This is a genomic window from Streptomyces sp. CA-146814, from assembly GCF_050942385.1.
GTDB lineage: Bacteria > Actinomycetota > Actinomycetes > Streptomycetales > Streptomycetaceae > Streptomyces.
Genome location: NZ_CP192068.1, coordinates 4,190,001 through 4,205,056 on the forward strand (window position 1 = coordinate 4,190,001; position 15,056 = coordinate 4,205,056).

General features: G+C 67.9%; 10 protein-coding genes and 2 rRNA genes. 3 read left to right on the top strand and 9 right to left on the bottom strand.

Annotated elements, in window-relative coordinates:
- Positions 1-179: 179 nt before the first annotated feature.
- Positions 180-3,304, top strand: a 23S ribosomal RNA gene (locus ACQP09_RS18530).
- An 80-nt stretch (positions 3,305-3,384) separates the two neighbouring features.
- Positions 3,385-3,501 (top strand): 5S ribosomal RNA (gene rrf / locus ACQP09_RS18535).
- Positions 3,502-3,577: 76 nt separating this feature from the next.
- Here the strand turns inward: rrf and ACQP09_RS18540 are convergent.
- The 4 genes from ACQP09_RS18540 to ACQP09_RS18555 are packed head-to-tail and all read right to left on the bottom strand — an operon-like array spanning position 3,578 to position 7,336.
- Complete coding sequence (locus ACQP09_RS18540) at positions 3,578-4,252, bottom strand: response regulator (protein ID WP_433401042.1); 675 nt, start codon at positions 4,250-4,252, stop codon at positions 3,578-3,580.
- Positions 4,249-5,529 carry a sensor histidine kinase gene (locus ACQP09_RS18545; protein ID WP_433401045.1) on the bottom strand — a complete coding sequence of 427 codons (1,281 nt, stop codon included), beginning with the start codon at positions 5,527-5,529 and terminating at the stop codon, positions 4,249-4,251. The genes ACQP09_RS18540 and ACQP09_RS18545 overlap by 4 nt, the downstream gene beginning before the upstream one ends.
- Positions 5,530-5,558: 29 nt before the next feature.
- Positions 5,559-6,377 carry an ABC transporter permease gene (locus ACQP09_RS18550; RefSeq protein WP_433401048.1) on the bottom strand — a complete coding sequence of 273 codons (819 nt, stop codon included), beginning with the start codon at positions 6,375-6,377 and terminating at the stop codon, positions 5,559-5,561.
- Positions 6,374-7,336, bottom strand: a complete 963-nt coding sequence (locus tag ACQP09_RS18555) for an ATP-binding cassette domain-containing protein (protein ID WP_433401051.1) — start codon at positions 7,334-7,336, stop codon at positions 6,374-6,376. The genes ACQP09_RS18550 and ACQP09_RS18555 overlap by 4 nt, the downstream gene beginning before the upstream one ends.
- Before the next feature lie 136 nt (positions 7,337-7,472).
- Here ACQP09_RS18555 and ACQP09_RS18560 point away from each other — a divergent pair, with 136 nt between their 5' ends.
- Positions 7,473-8,024, top strand: coding sequence for a GNAT family N-acetyltransferase (locus ACQP09_RS18560; protein ID WP_433401053.1), 552 nt, complete (start codon positions 7,473-7,475; stop codon positions 8,022-8,024).
- A gap of 9 nt (positions 8,025-8,033) precedes the next feature.
- Here the strand turns inward: ACQP09_RS18560 and ACQP09_RS18565 are convergent, their stop codons facing one another.
- The 5 genes from ACQP09_RS18565 to ACQP09_RS18585 all read right to left on the bottom strand — a co-directional run bounded on the left by ACQP09_RS18565 (position 8,034) and on the right by ACQP09_RS18585 (position 14,909).
- Positions 8,034-9,641 carry a type VI secretion protein gene (locus tag ACQP09_RS18565; protein WP_433401056.1) on the bottom strand — a complete coding sequence of 536 codons (1,608 nt, stop codon included), beginning with the start codon at positions 9,639-9,641 and terminating at the stop codon, positions 8,034-8,036.
- A 1-nt stretch (position 9,642) separates the two neighbouring features.
- Complete coding sequence (locus ACQP09_RS18570; protein WP_432152573.1) at positions 9,643-11,070, bottom strand: ATP-binding protein; 1,428 nt, start codon at positions 11,068-11,070, stop codon at positions 9,643-9,645.
- Positions 11,071-11,147: 77 nt separating this feature from the next.
- A complete protein-coding gene (locus ACQP09_RS18575; RefSeq protein ID WP_433401059.1) occupies positions 11,148-12,698 on the bottom strand; it encodes an SCO6880 family protein in 1,551 nt (516 codons plus the stop codon).
- The gene (locus ACQP09_RS18580) at positions 12,695-14,047 is read right to left on the bottom strand and encodes a hypothetical protein (RefSeq protein WP_433401062.1); all 1,353 of its coding nucleotides are present in this window, start codon (positions 14,045-14,047) and stop codon (positions 12,695-12,697) included. The genes ACQP09_RS18575 and ACQP09_RS18580 overlap by 4 nt, the downstream gene beginning before the upstream one ends.
- On the bottom strand, positions 14,037-14,909 hold the full coding sequence (locus tag ACQP09_RS18585; RefSeq protein WP_433401064.1) for a hypothetical protein: 873 nt from the start codon (positions 14,907-14,909) through the stop codon (positions 14,037-14,039). The genes ACQP09_RS18580 and ACQP09_RS18585 overlap by 11 nt, the downstream gene beginning before the upstream one ends.
- Between the last annotated feature and the right edge of the window lie 147 nt (positions 14,910-15,056).

The following is a 15,056-nucleotide window of genomic DNA, read 5'->3' on the forward strand; positions in this document are numbered from 1 at the left end:
GTACTGCTTCGGCGTGGAACGTGGTGAACAGGGCATTGTGTCGGGCACGTTGTTGGGTGTCTGAGGGTGCGGCCGTATGGCTGTCCTTCTGATCCGGCCCCAGTGAACTCGCCCGTTTGGGTGGGGTGGTGGGTGGCTGGTCGTTGTTTGAGAACTGCACAGTGGACGCGAGCATCTGTGGCCAAGTTTTTAAGGGCGCACGGTGGATGCCTTGGCACCAGGAACCGATGAAGGACGTGGGAGGCCACGATAGTCCCCGGGGAGCTGTCAACCAAGCTTTGATCCGGGGGTTTCCGAATGGGGAAACCCGGCAGTCGTCATGGGCTGTCACCCGCTGCTGAACACATAGGCAGTGTGGAGGGAACGAGGGGAAGTGAAACATCTCAGTACCCTCAGGAAGAGAAAACAACCGTGATTCCGGGAGTAGTGGCGAGCGAAACTGGATGAGGCCAAACCGTATGCGTGTGATACCCGGCAGGGGTTGCGCATGCGGGGTTGTGGGAGTTCTCTTTCATAGTCTGCCGGCTGTGAGACGAGTCAGAAACCGTTGGTGTAGGCGAAGGACATGCGAAAGGTCCGGCGTAGAGGGTAAGACCCCCGTAGCTGAAACATCAACGGCTCGTTTGAGAATCACCCAAGTAGCACGGGGCCCGAGAAATCCCGTGTGAATCTGGCGGGACCACCCGCTAAGCCTAAATATTCCCTGGTGACCGATAGCGGATAGTACCGTGAGGGAATGGTGAAAAGTACCGCGGGAGCGGAGTGAAATAGTACCTGAAACCGTGTGCCTACAAGCCGTGGGAGCGTCGCTGTATGTGCTTGCACATGCAGTCGTGACTGCGTGCCTTTTGAAGAATGAGCCTGCGAGTTAGCGGTGTGTAGCGAGGTTAACCCGTGTGGGGAAGCCGTAGCGAAAGCGAGTCCGAATAGGGCGTTTGAGTTGCACGCTCTAGACCCGAAGCGGAGTGATCTAGCCATGGGCAGGTTGAAGCGGAGGTAAGACTTCGTGGAGGACCGAACCCACCAGGGTTGAAAACCTGGGGGATGACCTGTGGTTAGGGGTGAAAGGCCAATCAAACTCCGTGATAGCTGGTTCTCCCCGAAATGCATTTAGGTGCAGCGTCGTGTGTTTCTTGCCGGAGGTAGAGCACTGGATAGGCGATGGGCCCTACCGGGTTACTGACCTTAGCCAAACTCCGAATGCCGGTAAGTGAGAGCGCGGCAGTGAGACTGTGGGGGATAAGCTCCATGGTCGAGAGGGAAACAGCCCAGAGCATCGACTAAGGCCCCTAAGCGTACGCTAAGTGGGAAAGGATGTGGAGTCGCAGAGACAACCAGGAGGTTGGCTTAGAAGCAGCCACCCTTGAAAGAGTGCGTAATAGCTCACTGGTCAAGTGATTCCGCGCCGACAATGTAGCGGGGCTCAAGCGTACCGCCGAAGTCGTGTCATTCACACACATAGGGCCAACGCCTGTGTGGATGGGTAGGGGAGCGTCGTGTGCCGGGTGAAGCAGCCGCGGAAGCGAGTTGTGGACGGTTCACGAGTGAGAATGCAGGCATGAGTAGCGATACACACGTGAGAAACGTGTGCGCCGATTGACTAAGGGTTCCTGGGTCAAGCTGATCTGCCCAGGGTAAGTCGGGACCTAAGGCGAGGCCGACAGGCGTAGTCGATGGACAACCGGTTGATATTCCGGTACCCGCTTTGAAACGCCCAGTACTGAATCAGGCGATGCTAAGTCCGTGAAGCCGGCCCGATCTCTTCGGAGTTGAGGGTAGTGGTGGAGCCGATGAACCAGACTTGTAGTAGGTAAGCGATGGGGTGACGCAGGAAGGTAGTCCAGCCCGGGCGGTGGTTGTCCCGGGGTAAGGGTGTAGGACGCACGGTAGGTAAATCCGTCGTGCATGAAGTCTGAGACCTGATGCCGAGCCGATTGTGGTGAAGTGGATGATCCTATGCTGTCGAGAAAAGCCTCTAGCGAGTTTCATGGCGGCCCGTACCCTAAACCGACTCAGGTGGTCAGGTAGAGAATACCGAGGCGTTCGGGTGAACTATGGTTAAGGAACTCGGCAAAATGCCCCCGTAACTTCGGGAGAAGGGGGGCCATTCCTGGTGATCCGATTTACTCGGTGAGCTGGGGGTGGCCGCAGAGACCAGCGAGAAGCGACTGTTTACTAAAAACACAGGTCCGTGCGAAGCCGTAAGGCGATGTATACGGACTGACGCCTGCCCGGTGCTGGAACGTTAAGGGGACCGGTTAGTGCACTTTCGGGTGTGCGAAGCTGAGAACTTAAGCGCCAGTAAACGGCGGTGGTAACTATAACCATCCTAAGGTAGCGAAATTCCTTGTCGGGTAAGTTCCGACCTGCACGAATGGCGTAACGACTTCTCGACTGTCTCAACCATAGGCCCGGTGAAATTGCACTACGAGTAAAGATGCTCGTTTCGCGCAGCAGGACGGAAAGACCCCGGGACCTTTACTATAGTTTGATATTGGTGTTCGGTTCGGCTTGTGTAGGATAGGTGGGAGACTGTGAAGCGGCCACGCCAGTGGTTGTGGAGTCGTCGTTGAAATACCACTCTGGTCGTGCTGGATGTCTAACCTGGGTCCGTGATCCGGATCAGGGACAGTGTCTGATGGGTAGTTTAACTGGGGCGGTTGCCTCCTAAAGAGTAACGGAGGCGCCCAAAGGTTCCCTCAGCCTGGTTGGCAATCAGGTGTTGAGTGTAAGTGCACAAGGGAGCTTGACTGTGAGACCGACGGGTCGAGCAGGGACGAAAGTCGGGACTAGTGATCCGGCAGTGGCTTGTGGAAGCGCTGTCGCTCAACGGATAAAAGGTACCCCGGGGATAACAGGCTGATCTTCCCCAAGAGTCCATATCGACGGGATGGTTTGGCACCTCGATGTCGGCTCGTCGCATCCTGGGGCTGGAGTCGGTCCCAAGGGTTGGGCTGTTCGCCCATTAAAGCGGTACGCGAGCTGGGTTTAGAACGTCGTGAGACAGTTCGGTCCCTATCCGCTGTGCGCGTAGGAATATTGAGAAGGGCTGTCCCTAGTACGAGAGGACCGGGACGGACGAACCTCTGGTGTGCCAGTTGTCCTGCCAAGGGCATGGCTGGTTGGCTACGTTCGGAAAGGATAACCGCTGAAAGCATCTAAGCGGGAAGCCTGCTTCGAGATGAGTATTCCCACCCTCTTGAGGGGTTAAGGCTCCCAGTAGACGACTGGGTTGATAGGCCAGATGTGGAAGCCCTGTAAGGGGTGGAGCTGACTGGTACTAATAGGCCGAGGGCTTGTCCTCAGTTGCTCGCGTCCACTGTGTTAGTTCTGAAATAACGAACAGCTGTGTCAACACCGGTTTTGTTCAAATTTTCATAGTGTTTCGGTGGTCATTGCGTTAGGGAAACGCCCGGTTACATTCCGAACCCGGAAGCTAAGCCTTTCAGCGCCGATGGTACTGCAGGGGGGACCCTGTGGGAGAGTAGGACGCCGCCGAACAATTATTGTGGGAAAGCCCCGCACCCTTGTGGTGCGGGGCTTTTCTGCGTTCTACGGTCGGTGTCCTGCCGCCGTACTACGAAGGCGTCACCAGGCGGGTGTCGTAGGCCAGGATGACCGCCTGCACGCGGTCCCGGCAGCCCGTTTTGGCGAGAATGCGGGTCAGGTGCGTCTTCACGGTGGACTCGGCGAGGTGCAGGCGGGTGGCTATCTCCGCGTTGGACCAGCCCTGGCCGATGACCGTGAGGATCTCCCGTTCCCGGTCCGTCAGCGCCGTGATGCGCGGGTCCAACACGGCCGCCGGAGGGCTGCCGGGTGCGGCGGCCGGCAGGTGCTGGGCGTAGGCGTCCAGGAGGCGGCGGGTCAGGGACGGGGCGACCACGGCGTCGCCGGCGGCGACCGCGCGGATGCCCGAGAGGAGCTCCTCCGGCTGGGCGTCCTTGACCAGGAAGCCGCTGGCTCCGGCGCGGAGGCCGTCGTACGCGTACGCATCGAGGTCGAAGGTCGTGACGATGAGGACGCGGGTCCGGGAGCCCGACCTGATGATGTGGCGGGTCGCCTCGATGCCGTCCAGGCCGGGCATGCGGATGTCCATCAGGGCGACGTCCGGCTGGTGCCGGGTGATCAGGTCGATGGCCTCAGTGCCGTTGCCCGCCTCGCCGACGACCGTCATGTCGTCCTGGCTCTCCAGCAGCATCCGGAAGCCGAAGCGCTGCATCGGCTGGTCGTCGGCGATGAGTACGGTCGTCACTGCGGTCGGTCCTCCAGGGGGAGGCGGAGGTGCACGCGCCATCCGCCGTGATCCGGCAGAGGGCCGGCTTCGATCGTGCCGTTGTAGAGCGCCGCGCGTTCGCGCATGCCCATGATGCCCTGGCCGAGAGTGGGGGTGACGTCCCTGGGTGTGCCGGCACCCGAGTCCGTGATCGTGGCCTCGATGTGCGTGGGTGTGTGGGTGAGGGCCACCGTTGCGGACAGGGGTGCGTCGGAGCGTGGGCCGGCGTGTTTGAGGGTGTTGGTCAGCGACTCCTGGACCACCCGGTAGACGGTCAGCTGGCGGCCCGGTGTGGGTTCGGTGCGCGGTTGGCCGGGGGCGCTGTGGAGGTCCAGGGTTACCGGGAGGCCCGCTCGGCGAACCTGGTCGATGAGCGGGAGCAGGTCGTCGAGGGCCGGCTGAGGGGCGCGGTCGGCGTCGGAGTGCTCGTCGCGCAGGACGCCCAGCAGGCGGCGGAGTTCGGAGAGGGCCTGCCGGCTGGTGGTGCCGATCGCCTCCAGGGCCTGGGCGGCGCGTTCCGGGCTCTTGGCGGCCGCATAGGACCCGCCGTCCGCCAGGCCCGTGATGACCGAGAGGTTGTGGCCGATGATGTCGTGCATCTCCCGTGCTATCCGGGTGCGTTCTGCGGCGGCGGCGAGGCGGGCCTGCTGGTCGCGTTCGTGCTCCAGGCGGTGGGCGCGCTCGACGAGGGCCTCGGTGTATTCGCGGCGCGTCCGTACGGCGATGCCCAGAAGGGCGACGAAGACCAACCCCCACACGTACGAGACGACTTGCTGGCCCCAGATGCCGGGGATGCCGACGGCGCCCGCGAGGAGCGGGGCGCAGAACACCAGCGCCGCGACCCCGAGCGTACGGAGGGACCGGCGCAGGGCGATGTGGAAGACGGGGATCAGCTGGAGGAGGGCGGCCTGGACCACGGCACCCGTCCAGATGTTGACCAGGGACACCGGGGCCGACAGCAGGAGCACGGTCATCGGGTGCGTGCGGCGCCACAGCAGCGGAAGCGAGAACCACAGGCTCATCAGCAGCACCAGCGGTTCGGGCGCGGTCACGTCCCGGGCCACGGTCCGCCAGCCGCCGGAGGTGTAGTCGAGGACGGCCGCCACGGCCCAGAACGCGGTCACCGCCGCGTCCCAGGCTCGCGGTCGGCGTCGGTCGAAGGCGCGGAGCCGGTCCAGGGTGCTGCGGATGGTCCGAGTGAGCGGGGCCGCGGCCGTGCTGGTCCGGCTTATCTCGCCCGGGTGGTCGTCCGTCACCTGCTTCTTCTTTCTCCTCTTCCCTGGCCTCACGCGTCCCGGCGGTGCAGCGTCCAGCCCGCTGCTCCCAGGACGGCCGCCACCCACAGGGAGAGGGCGAGCAGGGCGGTGGCGGGGGTCGCCGCGCCCGAAAGCGGTGTGGCGGAGCCGAGTGCGCCGGCGGCCTGGGTGGGAAAGTACCGGACGGCCTGCTCGACGGCCTCGTACGGAAGCATCCCGAGGATCTCCGGGAGGATCATGATCCCGCCGACGAACGCGCCGATCGCGCCGGGTACCGAGCGCAGGAGAGCGCCGAGGCCGAGCGCCAGAAGGCCCGTCAAGGTGATCCCCGCCGCCGTGCCCGCCACGGCGCGGAGGACTCCCGGGTCGGTGAGCGAGGCCGCCTGGTCGGTGTCGTGGAGGAAGAGCTGGGCCGCGACGAAGGTGATCAGGGCCGTCGTGAACATCAGCGAGAACGCGGTGGCCGTGAAGACCGCCGCCTTCGCCCACAGGACGGGGAGCCGGGCCGGTACGGCGGTGAGGGAGGCGCGGATCATGCCGGTCGCGTACTCGCCCGCGGTGACCAGGATGCCCAGGACCACCAGACAGAGCTGGCCGAGCAGGCTGCCGTACAGGGTCAGGATGACCGTGTCGACGTCGGAGTCGCCGCCGCCGGAGGTGTACGTCCCGCCCATGATCAGGCCGATCCCGAGGATGAGCGCGGCCGCTGTCGTCAGCGTGATCCAAGTGGAGCGCAGCGAGCGGAGCTTGTGCCACTCGGAGCGGAGGACGCGGGTCGTGGTGATGCGGTACGGGGGTGCTTGCCGCGCCGGGTTGGTGGTGGCGGCGTGCGGTGTCGTCGTGGTCATGCTGCGGCTCCGGCGAGGTGGGCGGTGGTCGTGGTGGCCGGTGGCCGGGAGCGGTGGTCGGCCGCGTCCTGGGTGAGGTCCATGAAGGCCTGTTCCAACGAGACCGTCTGCGGGGTGAGTTCGTGGAGAGTGATTCCGTGCGCGGCGGCGACGGCGCCGATGTGGGCGGCCTCTGTGCCATGGATGCGGAGTTCGTGCGGTGGGGCGTCGGCTGTGGTGACGGTGGTGATCTTCACTTCCGGGGCGGTCAAGTGCGCTGCCAGCTCCGCCGGTTGCGGGGTCACGCCCTTGACCGATGCGCCGCCCGCCTGGCGGACCAGCTCGTCGACCGTCGTGTCCGCGAGGAGGCGTCCCCGGCCGATGACGATCAAGTGGTCGGCGGTGAGGGCCATTTCGCTCATCAGGTGCGAGGAGACGAGGACCGTACGCCCTTCGGCGGCCAGCGATCTGAGCAGCGTACGGATCCAGAGCACGCCCTCCGGGTCGAGGCCGTTGACCGGTTCGTCGAGGATGACGGTGGCCGGGTCGCCGAGGAGTGCGGCGGCGATGCCCAGGCGCTGGCCCATGCCGAGCGAGAAGCCCTTGACCCGGCGGTCGGCGGCTCCGGTGAGGCCGGCGAGCGCGATGACCTCGTCGACCCGGGCGCGCGGGATGCCGTGGGTGTGGGCGAGGGCGATGAGGTGGTTGCGGGCGGAGCGGCCCGGGTGGACGGAGCGGGCCTCCAGCAGGGCGCCGACCTGGGTGAGAGGCGCTCCGTGGGCGGCGTAGGCGCGGCCGCCGATCGTGGAGCGGCCGCGGGTCGGCGTATCGAGGCCGAGCAGCATCCGCAGGGTGGTGGACTTCCCGGCGCCGTTGGGGCCGAGGAAGCCGGTGACCGTGCCGGGGTGGACGGTGAAGTCGAGGTCCTGGACGACGGTTCGGTCGCCGTACCGCTTGGTGAGTCCGTATGCCCTGATCATGCGGTCGACGTTACGGAGTCGGCCGGGTGGTGGTCGTCAGACCGGGGGCGGGATGTGGGCGGCGGTGTGTAGTACCGGGGTACGACGCGGGTTTAGTCGGTTGAGCGGTGTGCGGGCGGCGGGTGAGGATCGGGCCATGGACCATGTGATGCGTGCCGTACGGGCCGAGGAGTGGCCGCAGGCCAGGCGGTTGCGGCTGGAGGCGTTGCGGGACCCGGCGGCGCCGGTGGCGTTCCAGGACTCGTACGAGGCGGCGGTGGAGCGGCCGGACGGGTTCTGGCAGGACCGTACGGCCGCGGCGGCCGAGGGCTGGGACGTACGGCAGTTCGTCGCGGAGTCGCCGGAAGGGGAGTGGGTGGGCACGGTCACCGTGCTGGTCGAGCGGCCGGGGGATGAGGTGCGGTTCGGTGAGGCTCCCGCGGTGGACCAGGGGCATCTGGTCGGGGTCTTCGTCCGGCCGGAGGTGCGGGGGAGCGGGGTGGCGGACGCGTTGTTCCGGGTGGCCGTGGACTGGTGCTGGTCGCTCTCCGCGCCTCGGCTGGAGAGGGTGCGGCTGTATGTGCACGAGGACAACCCTCGGGCCGCGGCGTTCTACCGGCGGTTCGGGTTCGTACCGTCGGGGCAGCGCATACCGGTGTCGGCCGAACGGCCTGAGTGGGAGCTGGAGTATGTGATCGAGCGGGCGTAGCCGGATTCCTCAGAGGGCGCCCGGTGTTGGGGCGTGCAGGTGCTGCTGCCAGCGTGCCCGGCCCTGCTCGCGGGAGCGGAGCAGGACGATCGCGGGCAGGCCCGTCTCCTGGCCGCTCGCCAGGAGTTCGGGGAGCTGCGGGAGCGGGGCGACGGCGGCCACGTCGTCCAGGACCAGCGTCATTGGTGGGTCGAGCCGACCGTCGGATGACCGTGCGGCCATGCGGCGGCCGTGCTCGACCACGTGTGAGGTGAGCGCGGTGAGGAGGGGCATCGCGCCGGGGCGGGTGCGGGGATCTTCGATGGGTTCACCGACCACATAGAGCGTTCCCCCCTCACGGGCAAAGGAATCCAGTGCGGCCGCATCCGATCGGTTGGCCGTGCAGGCCTCGCGGATGTGCACCGAGGAGAGGGCCGAGAAGGCCCGTACGGTCAACTCCTGTGCGACGTCGCGCCGTTCCGGGTACGCCGTGAGCGCGGACTCCAGCAGCCCGGCGAGGCCGGATGCGGCCTTGGGATGCGTACGGAGGAGGCGTACGGGTTCGTGGGCTGCGGCGCCCGAGGCCCAGCGGGCGACCTGGCGGAACGGGCGGCCGTCCACCGCCGCGGCGTGCAGCCAGCACCGGAGGAGCGTCTGCGCGGTGTCGGCCACCGCCGCGTCGATCCTGGCCTGCGGGCGGACCGGGGCGAGGAGGGCGGCGGCGCGTACGGCGGCGGTGCCGGGGTCCTCGCAGCCGGCGGTGGGCGGCCAGTGGAGGCGGGCCGGGGTGTCGCAGAGGTGGCCGGGGTCGTAGACGAGTACCGGGCCGAGCTTGGCTCGGGCGTCCTTCGTCTCGGCCCAGACCGTGGGGTCCGAGGTGACGACGAGCGCGGGGCCCTCGGCGTCCTGGATGGCCTGGACGACGGTGGGGCGGCGGTCGGGGGCGGGGGCGTAGACGAGGAGGGGGGTGCGGGGGGAGGGGAGCGTGAGGGGGGCCGGTGGGGGTGGCTGGGGTGGAGCCTCGGGGGTTGTCCGGCGTGTTTCCGGCTCTGCCGGGTGCGATGGTGGTTGTGGTCGAGCTGAGGTTGCGGGGGACTTGGTGAGCGGGAGCGGGGCCGGAGCCTCGTAGACGTCGTGGACGTCGTGGGGCTGGTGAGACACGTGGGGGTTTTCGGGCTCGTGGGGTGTTCCGTACGAGCCGTATGAGCCATGCAGACGTTCTTCGCGGCGCCGTTCCCGTACGACTCGCCACCGGGCCACGGACCCGAGGGCGAACACCGTCAGTACGACCAGCACCATCAGCTCGCCGATGAACAGGCCCCAGAACAGGCCGTAGCCGGAGAGCTGGGACGGAGGTGTGTGGGGCCAGGCGCCCGGGAGGTCCTGGGGGGCCGTGACCAGTTCGCGCAGAGCGAGGGGGGTTCGAGTGAAGGTGACGCCGTCCGGCCACGAGCCGTGCGTGAGGAGGCCGGCGAGGCCGGTGGCCGTCCAGGCGAGCAGGGTCGCCGCGAGGAAAAGGCCGAGCAGTCCGACCAGCAGGCCGTCGGGGATGCCACCGCTGTGGGCATCCTCGTGGCGGCGGTGCCTCTCCGGCCGGCCTCTCTCCGGTACGGGGCCGTGTGACGGCCGGCGTGCCATGTCAGGCCACCGTGGAACGGGACGAGTCGTCGAGCCGCTGCTGGTTCTCGATCCGGGCCGCTCGCTGCTCCGCCTCCAGCTCCGCGGCGCGGATGTCCTCGGGGAGCAGGTCGTCCGCGTCCGGGGCCGATCCCTCGGTCATGGCGCGGTCGGTGAAGACGAGGGGCCGTTCGGCCTCGGTGATCAGGTGTTTGACGACCTGGACGTTGCCGTTGACGTCCCAGACCGCGATGCCCGGCGTGAGCGTCGGGATGATCTCGACGGCCCACCGGGGCAGGCCGATGACCCGGCCGGTGGCGCGCGCCTCGTCGGTCTTCTGCGCGTAGATCGTGCGGGTGGAGGCCATTTTGAGGATGGCCGCCGCTTCCTTCGCCGCCGCTCCGTCGACCACGTCGCTGAGGTGGTGGACGACGGCGACGAAGGAGAGGCCGAGCCGGCGGCCGAACTTCAGCAGGCGCTGGAAGAGCTGCGCGACGAAGGGGGAGTTGATGATGTGCCAGGCCTCTTCGACCAGGAAGATGCGCTTCTTGCGGTCGGGCCGGATCCAGGTGTGTTCCAGCCAGACGCCGACGATCGCCATCAGGATCGGCATCGCGATCGAGTTGCGGTCGATGTGCGAAAGGTCGAAGACGATGAGTGGCGCGTCGAGGTCGATGCCGACGGTGGTGGGGCCGTCGAACATGCCGCGCAGGTCACCGTCGACGAGCCGGTCCAGGACGAGGGCGACGTCCAGGCCCCAGGCCCGTACATCGTCTATGTCGACGTTCATCGCCTCGGCCGACTCGGGCTTCGGGTGGCGGAGCTGCTCGACGATGTCCATGAGGACCGGCTGGCGTTCGGTGATGGTCGCGGTGACGTAGGCGTGGGCGACCTTCAGCGCGAAACCGGAGCGCTCGTCGAGCCCGTGGCCCATGGCGACTTCGATGATCGTACGGAGGAGGGCGAGCTGGCCGGTGGTGGTGATGGACGGGTCGAGCGGGTTGAGGCGGATGCCGCCGTTGAGGGCTGCGGTCGGGTCCAGGCGAATGGGGGTTATGCCCAGCTCCTGGGCGATGAGGTTCCATTCGCCGACGCCGTCCTCGCCCTGGGCGTCGAGGACGACGACCTGGCGGTCGCGGAAGCGGAGCTGGCGCAGGACGTAGGTCTTCTCCAGCGCCGACTTGCCGTTGCCGGACTCGCCGAGGACGAGCCAGTGGGGGGCGGGGAGCTGCTGGCCGTACAGCTGGAAGGGGTCGTAGATGTAGCCCTTGCCGCTGTAGACCTCGCGGCCGATGATCACGCCGGAGTCGCCGAGGCCGGGGGCGGCGGTGGGCAGGTAGACGGCCTGGGCCTGGCCCGTCGACGTACGGACGGGGAGGCGGGTCGTCTCCACCTTGCCGAAGAGGAAGGAGGTGAAGGCATCCGACACTGCGGACAGCGGGTCTCGCATGGCGTGGGTGCCCTCTCGTGTCGCGGGTGGTGGTGTTGAGCTTGGTGGCGGTGGCGGTGGCGGTGGCCGTGGCGGTGTCAGCGGCGGATGCCGGTGGCGAACGGGAGCGTGTTCACGAAGGCGCGGTGGTGTTCGCGGTCGCACCACTCCAGCTTGAGATAGGACTTGCCGGCGGAGGCGCGGATGGTGCGCTTGTCGCGGGCGAGGGCCTCGGGGGAGCGGGACGACACCGTGATGTACCCCACCAGGTTGACTCCGGCCGCGCCGCTGGCGAGATCTTCACCCCGCTGGTCGAGCCGGCCGTGGGCGGCGATGTCGCGGGGGTCGACCGTACGGTTCATCTTGGCCTGGCGGCTGGCCTCGGCGTCGTCGTTGGTCTTCTCGGTCAGCATGCGCTCGATGGCGACCTCGGTGGGTTCGAGGTCCATGCAGACGGCGACCGTACGGATGACGTCGGGCGTGTGGACGAGGAGCGGGGCGAGGAAGTTGACGCCGACGGGGGTCATCGGCCACTCCTTCACCCAGGCGGTGGCGTGGCACCAGGGGGCGCGGGTGGTGGACTCGCGGGTCTTGGCCTGGAGGAACGTGGGCTCCACCGCGTCCAGTTCGGCGGGCCAGGCGTTGCGCTTGGTCATGGCCTGGATGTGGTCGATGGGGTGGTCGGGGTCGTACATCGAGTGGACGAGGGAGGCGACGCGGCTCTGGCCGAGCGGCTGGCGGACCCGGATGTCGGCCTCGGCGAGGCGGGCGCAGATGTCGGTGAGCTCGCGGGCCATGACGATGGCGAGACCGGAGTCGCGGTCGAGCTTGCGGCCGCCGTGGGGGCGGGCGGCGCGGGCGATGGCGTTGGCCTCGGCGGCGAGCTCGCGGCTGTAGTGCATGCAGGCGACGAGGTAGGCGCGGTGCTGCTCGCTGGAGGTGGAGACCATGGACTGGAGCTGGTCGTAGGAGTCCTGGAGCCAGCCGGGGGACGCCTTGTCGCCGCGCTGGGCGACGTCCTTGGCGTGGGCGTCCGGGTCGGCGGGGAGGGTGCGGGCGAGCATCTGGAGGCGGGTGACGAAGCCGTCGCCGTTGGCCACGTGCTTGAGGAGGGTGCCGAAGCGGTCGACCAGGGCCTCCTGGTCCTCGCTGTCGCGGAGGCCGACGCCGGGGCCCTCGATCTCGATGGCGGCGGTGACGGTGCGGCGGTCGGCGTGGAGGAGTACGGCGATCTCGTCGGGGCCGAAGGGGGCGGCGAGCCAGCTGATGCGGCCGATGCCGGGGGGCGGGCCGATCTCGACCTCACGGCCGTCGACGCTGACGCCGGCTTCCATGGCGCCGGAGCGGTAGGCGGTGCCGCGGCGCAGGGAGCGCTTGAAGCTGCGGTTGATCTCGAACCACTTGTAGAAGGTGCGGCCCTTGTACGGGACGTACACGACGGCGAGGGCCAGCATCGGGAAGCCGACGAGGCAGACGATGCGGAGGGAGAGGACGGGGACGAGGAGTCCGCTCATCATGCCGAGGAACGCGCCGACGATGATCAGCGCGATCTCGCCGGACTCGCGGTTCTTGCCGACGATCGCGTTCGGCCGGGCGCGGCCGATGAGATACGTACGGCGGGGCGTCATCGTGTGGGACTGAGTCGTCAACGCCCTCCACCTCCTGTGCTCGAGTTACCTGTGCTGCCGGAGCCGCTTCCCCTGAAGGGGCGGCTGCTGTGGGGGGTGCCGGAGGTGGGGCCGGAGCCGCCGCTGCGGGGCGAGGGTGCGGCGGAGGGGACGGACCCGCCGCCGCCGGAGGTGCGGGAGCTGTGTGCGGCGACGCCGCCGCTGACCGGGTTGGAGGGGCGGGCGCCGCCTCCGCCGCCTTGGTCGGTGCGGCCGCTGTGGGTCTTGATGCCCTGCGAGACGAGGGCGGCCGGGGAGCTGATGAGGGCGGCGGCCTGGGCGCCGTCGGTGGCCTGCTTGCGGTTGGTGCGGGCGCCCTGGATCTCGTCGCCGAAGCCGGGGACGAAGCGGTAGATCATGGCGGAGGCGAAGATGGCCAGCAGGATGATGGCGAGGCCGGAGACGACGGCGGAGAAGGCGTCCGGGCCGTCACCCGCGGAGAGCGCTCCGGCGAGGCCGAGGACGATGACGATGACCGGCTTGACCATGATCACCGCGATCATGATGCCGGCCCAGCGGCGGACGTGGCCCCACATGTTCTTGTCGACGAGGCCGGCGTAGACGACGATGCCGAGGAGAGCGCCGACGTAGAGCAGGGCGGCGCGGATGACGAGCTCCAGCCACAGGACGCCGGCGGCGACGATCGAGACGAGCGAGACGACGATCAGCATGATCGGTCCGCCGCCGATGTCGGTGCCCTTCTTGAGCGCCTCGGCGAACGACCCGAAGAACACGTCGGTCTGGCTTCCGGTGGCGGAGGCGATGACCTCGGTGACGCCGTCGGTGGCGGAGACGATCGTGTAGAGGATCAGCGGCGTGAAGGCGGAGGCGAGGACGGTGAGCCAGAGGAAGCCGACGGCCTCGGAGATCGCTGTGGCGAACGGGACGCCGCGGATGGCGCGCTTGGCGACGGCGAGGAGCCAGAGGACGAGGGTGAGGAAGGTGGAGGCCGCGAAGATGACGGCGTACTGCTGGCGGAAGGCGGGGTTGGTGAAGTCGACGTTCGCCGTGGACTCGACGGCCTCGCTGAGCTTGCCGACGATGTAGGCGGCGGCGTCGGCGCAGCCTTGGGCCAGGGAGGTGAGGGGGTCGGCGGGGTTGTCGATATCGGTCGGAGCGCGCGAGCCGCTGCGGGCGTTCTCGCCGTCCTCGCAGTAGTCCCGGGCGAGTCCGACGATGAGGTCGCAGGGGTTGTCGCTCCCGCTGGGGGAGGGCGTCGGGGTCGGCGTGGGATCCGCGGCGGCGCCCGGAGCCATGACGATCAGCGCGGCGGGCGCGAGACCTGCGGCGCCGACCAGCGAGGAGAGGCGGAATCGGCGGCTATCGGGCATAGGTGAAGCCTCCGTACGCATTGACCGCTGCGGCCATCTCGTCGGCCGTGGAGGCACGGTTGTCACCGTTGACCGGTGTCGGCCCCTCCGTCTGGCTCGACGACGAGATCTTCCAGTCGCCGCCGACCCACGTGAGCTTCTGCGAGATGGTGAACCAGGTCTCGGTGACCGGCTTGGTGGAGCCCTGCCCGGCCAGCCCCACGAGACCGGTGCACCAGACCTCCACGGTGGCCGTATCGGCCTCCATCTCGACGACCTTCGTACCGACCGGGACGGTCCGTGAGACGAAGGCCAGCCCGGTGGGTGTGCTGCCGTCGTCGTTGAGACCGACGTTCTTGTAGAAAGCGGGGGAGTAGGCGGCGTCCAGGTTGTCCTGGAGCTTCTGGGCCACCGCTGGATCATGGGTGGCTTGAATGATGCCGTTGCGGGATTCCGCGTTGAACATCTCGGCCGACCCCAGCGCCACCGCGTAGTTCGCCGCCGCGCTCTGCGCCCCCTGCTCATCCTGGGCGAAGCCGGAGGCGATTGTTCCGTTCTTGCCCTGGGCCGGCTTGGTGCCGGTGGCGGCGGTCGGGGCCGAGCCCGCGGCCCCGGAGCTTTTCGCGCCCGGGGAGGCGGTGTCGTCGTCACCCGTGCCACCGCGGTTGGCGAACGCGATGGCGGCGATGAGGAGGACCACCACACCGGTGATGGTGACGATGGAGCGCGAGTTCCGGACGGGCCGGCGGGTGTGCGGGTGGTCCGCGTCGCCGTCCGGGAGGCGCGTACGGGTCTGGCGGGTGCCGCCGAGGGTGCTGTACGGGTCGTCCGCGCGCCCGCCCTGGTCCATGCCGCGGTAGTCGTGGTCGTCGCCGGGACTCATGCCGCGTTCGCTCCCTCGGTCGTGTGCGATTCCGCGCAGGACGACGGTAGCTGTGCTGGTTGCCGCGTGAGCGCGGTGGAGTGACTCGACATCAGGGAGACGCAACCTCAGCCGGTGGGCACGATGGACGGATGGTGGGGAGCGGGC

Coding starts and splice junctions, on each gene's coding strand:
- ACQP09_RS18550 (WP_433401048.1), bottom strand. CDS start 6,377: ATGACCACGACGACACCGCACGCCGCCACCACCAACCCGGCGCGGCAA.
- ACQP09_RS18555 (WP_433401051.1), bottom strand. CDS start 7,336: ATGATCAGGGCATACGGACTCACCAAGCGGTACGGCGACCGAACCGTC.
- ACQP09_RS18560 (WP_433401053.1), top strand. CDS start 7,473: ATGGACCATGTGATGCGTGCCGTACGGGCCGAGGAGTGGCCGCAGGCC.
- ACQP09_RS18565 (WP_433401056.1), bottom strand. CDS start 9,641: ATGGCACGCCGGCCGTCACACGGCCCCGTACCGGAGAGAGGCCGGCCG.
- ACQP09_RS18570 (WP_432152573.1), bottom strand. CDS start 11,070: ATGCGAGACCCGCTGTCCGCAGTGTCGGATGCCTTCACCTCCTTCCTC.
- ACQP09_RS18580 (WP_433401062.1), bottom strand. CDS start 14,047: ATGCCCGATAGCCGCCGATTCCGCCTCTCCTCGCTGGTCGGCGCCGCA.
- ACQP09_RS18585 (WP_433401064.1), bottom strand. CDS start 14,909: ATGAGTCCCGGCGACGACCACGACTACCGCGGCATGGACCAGGGCGGG.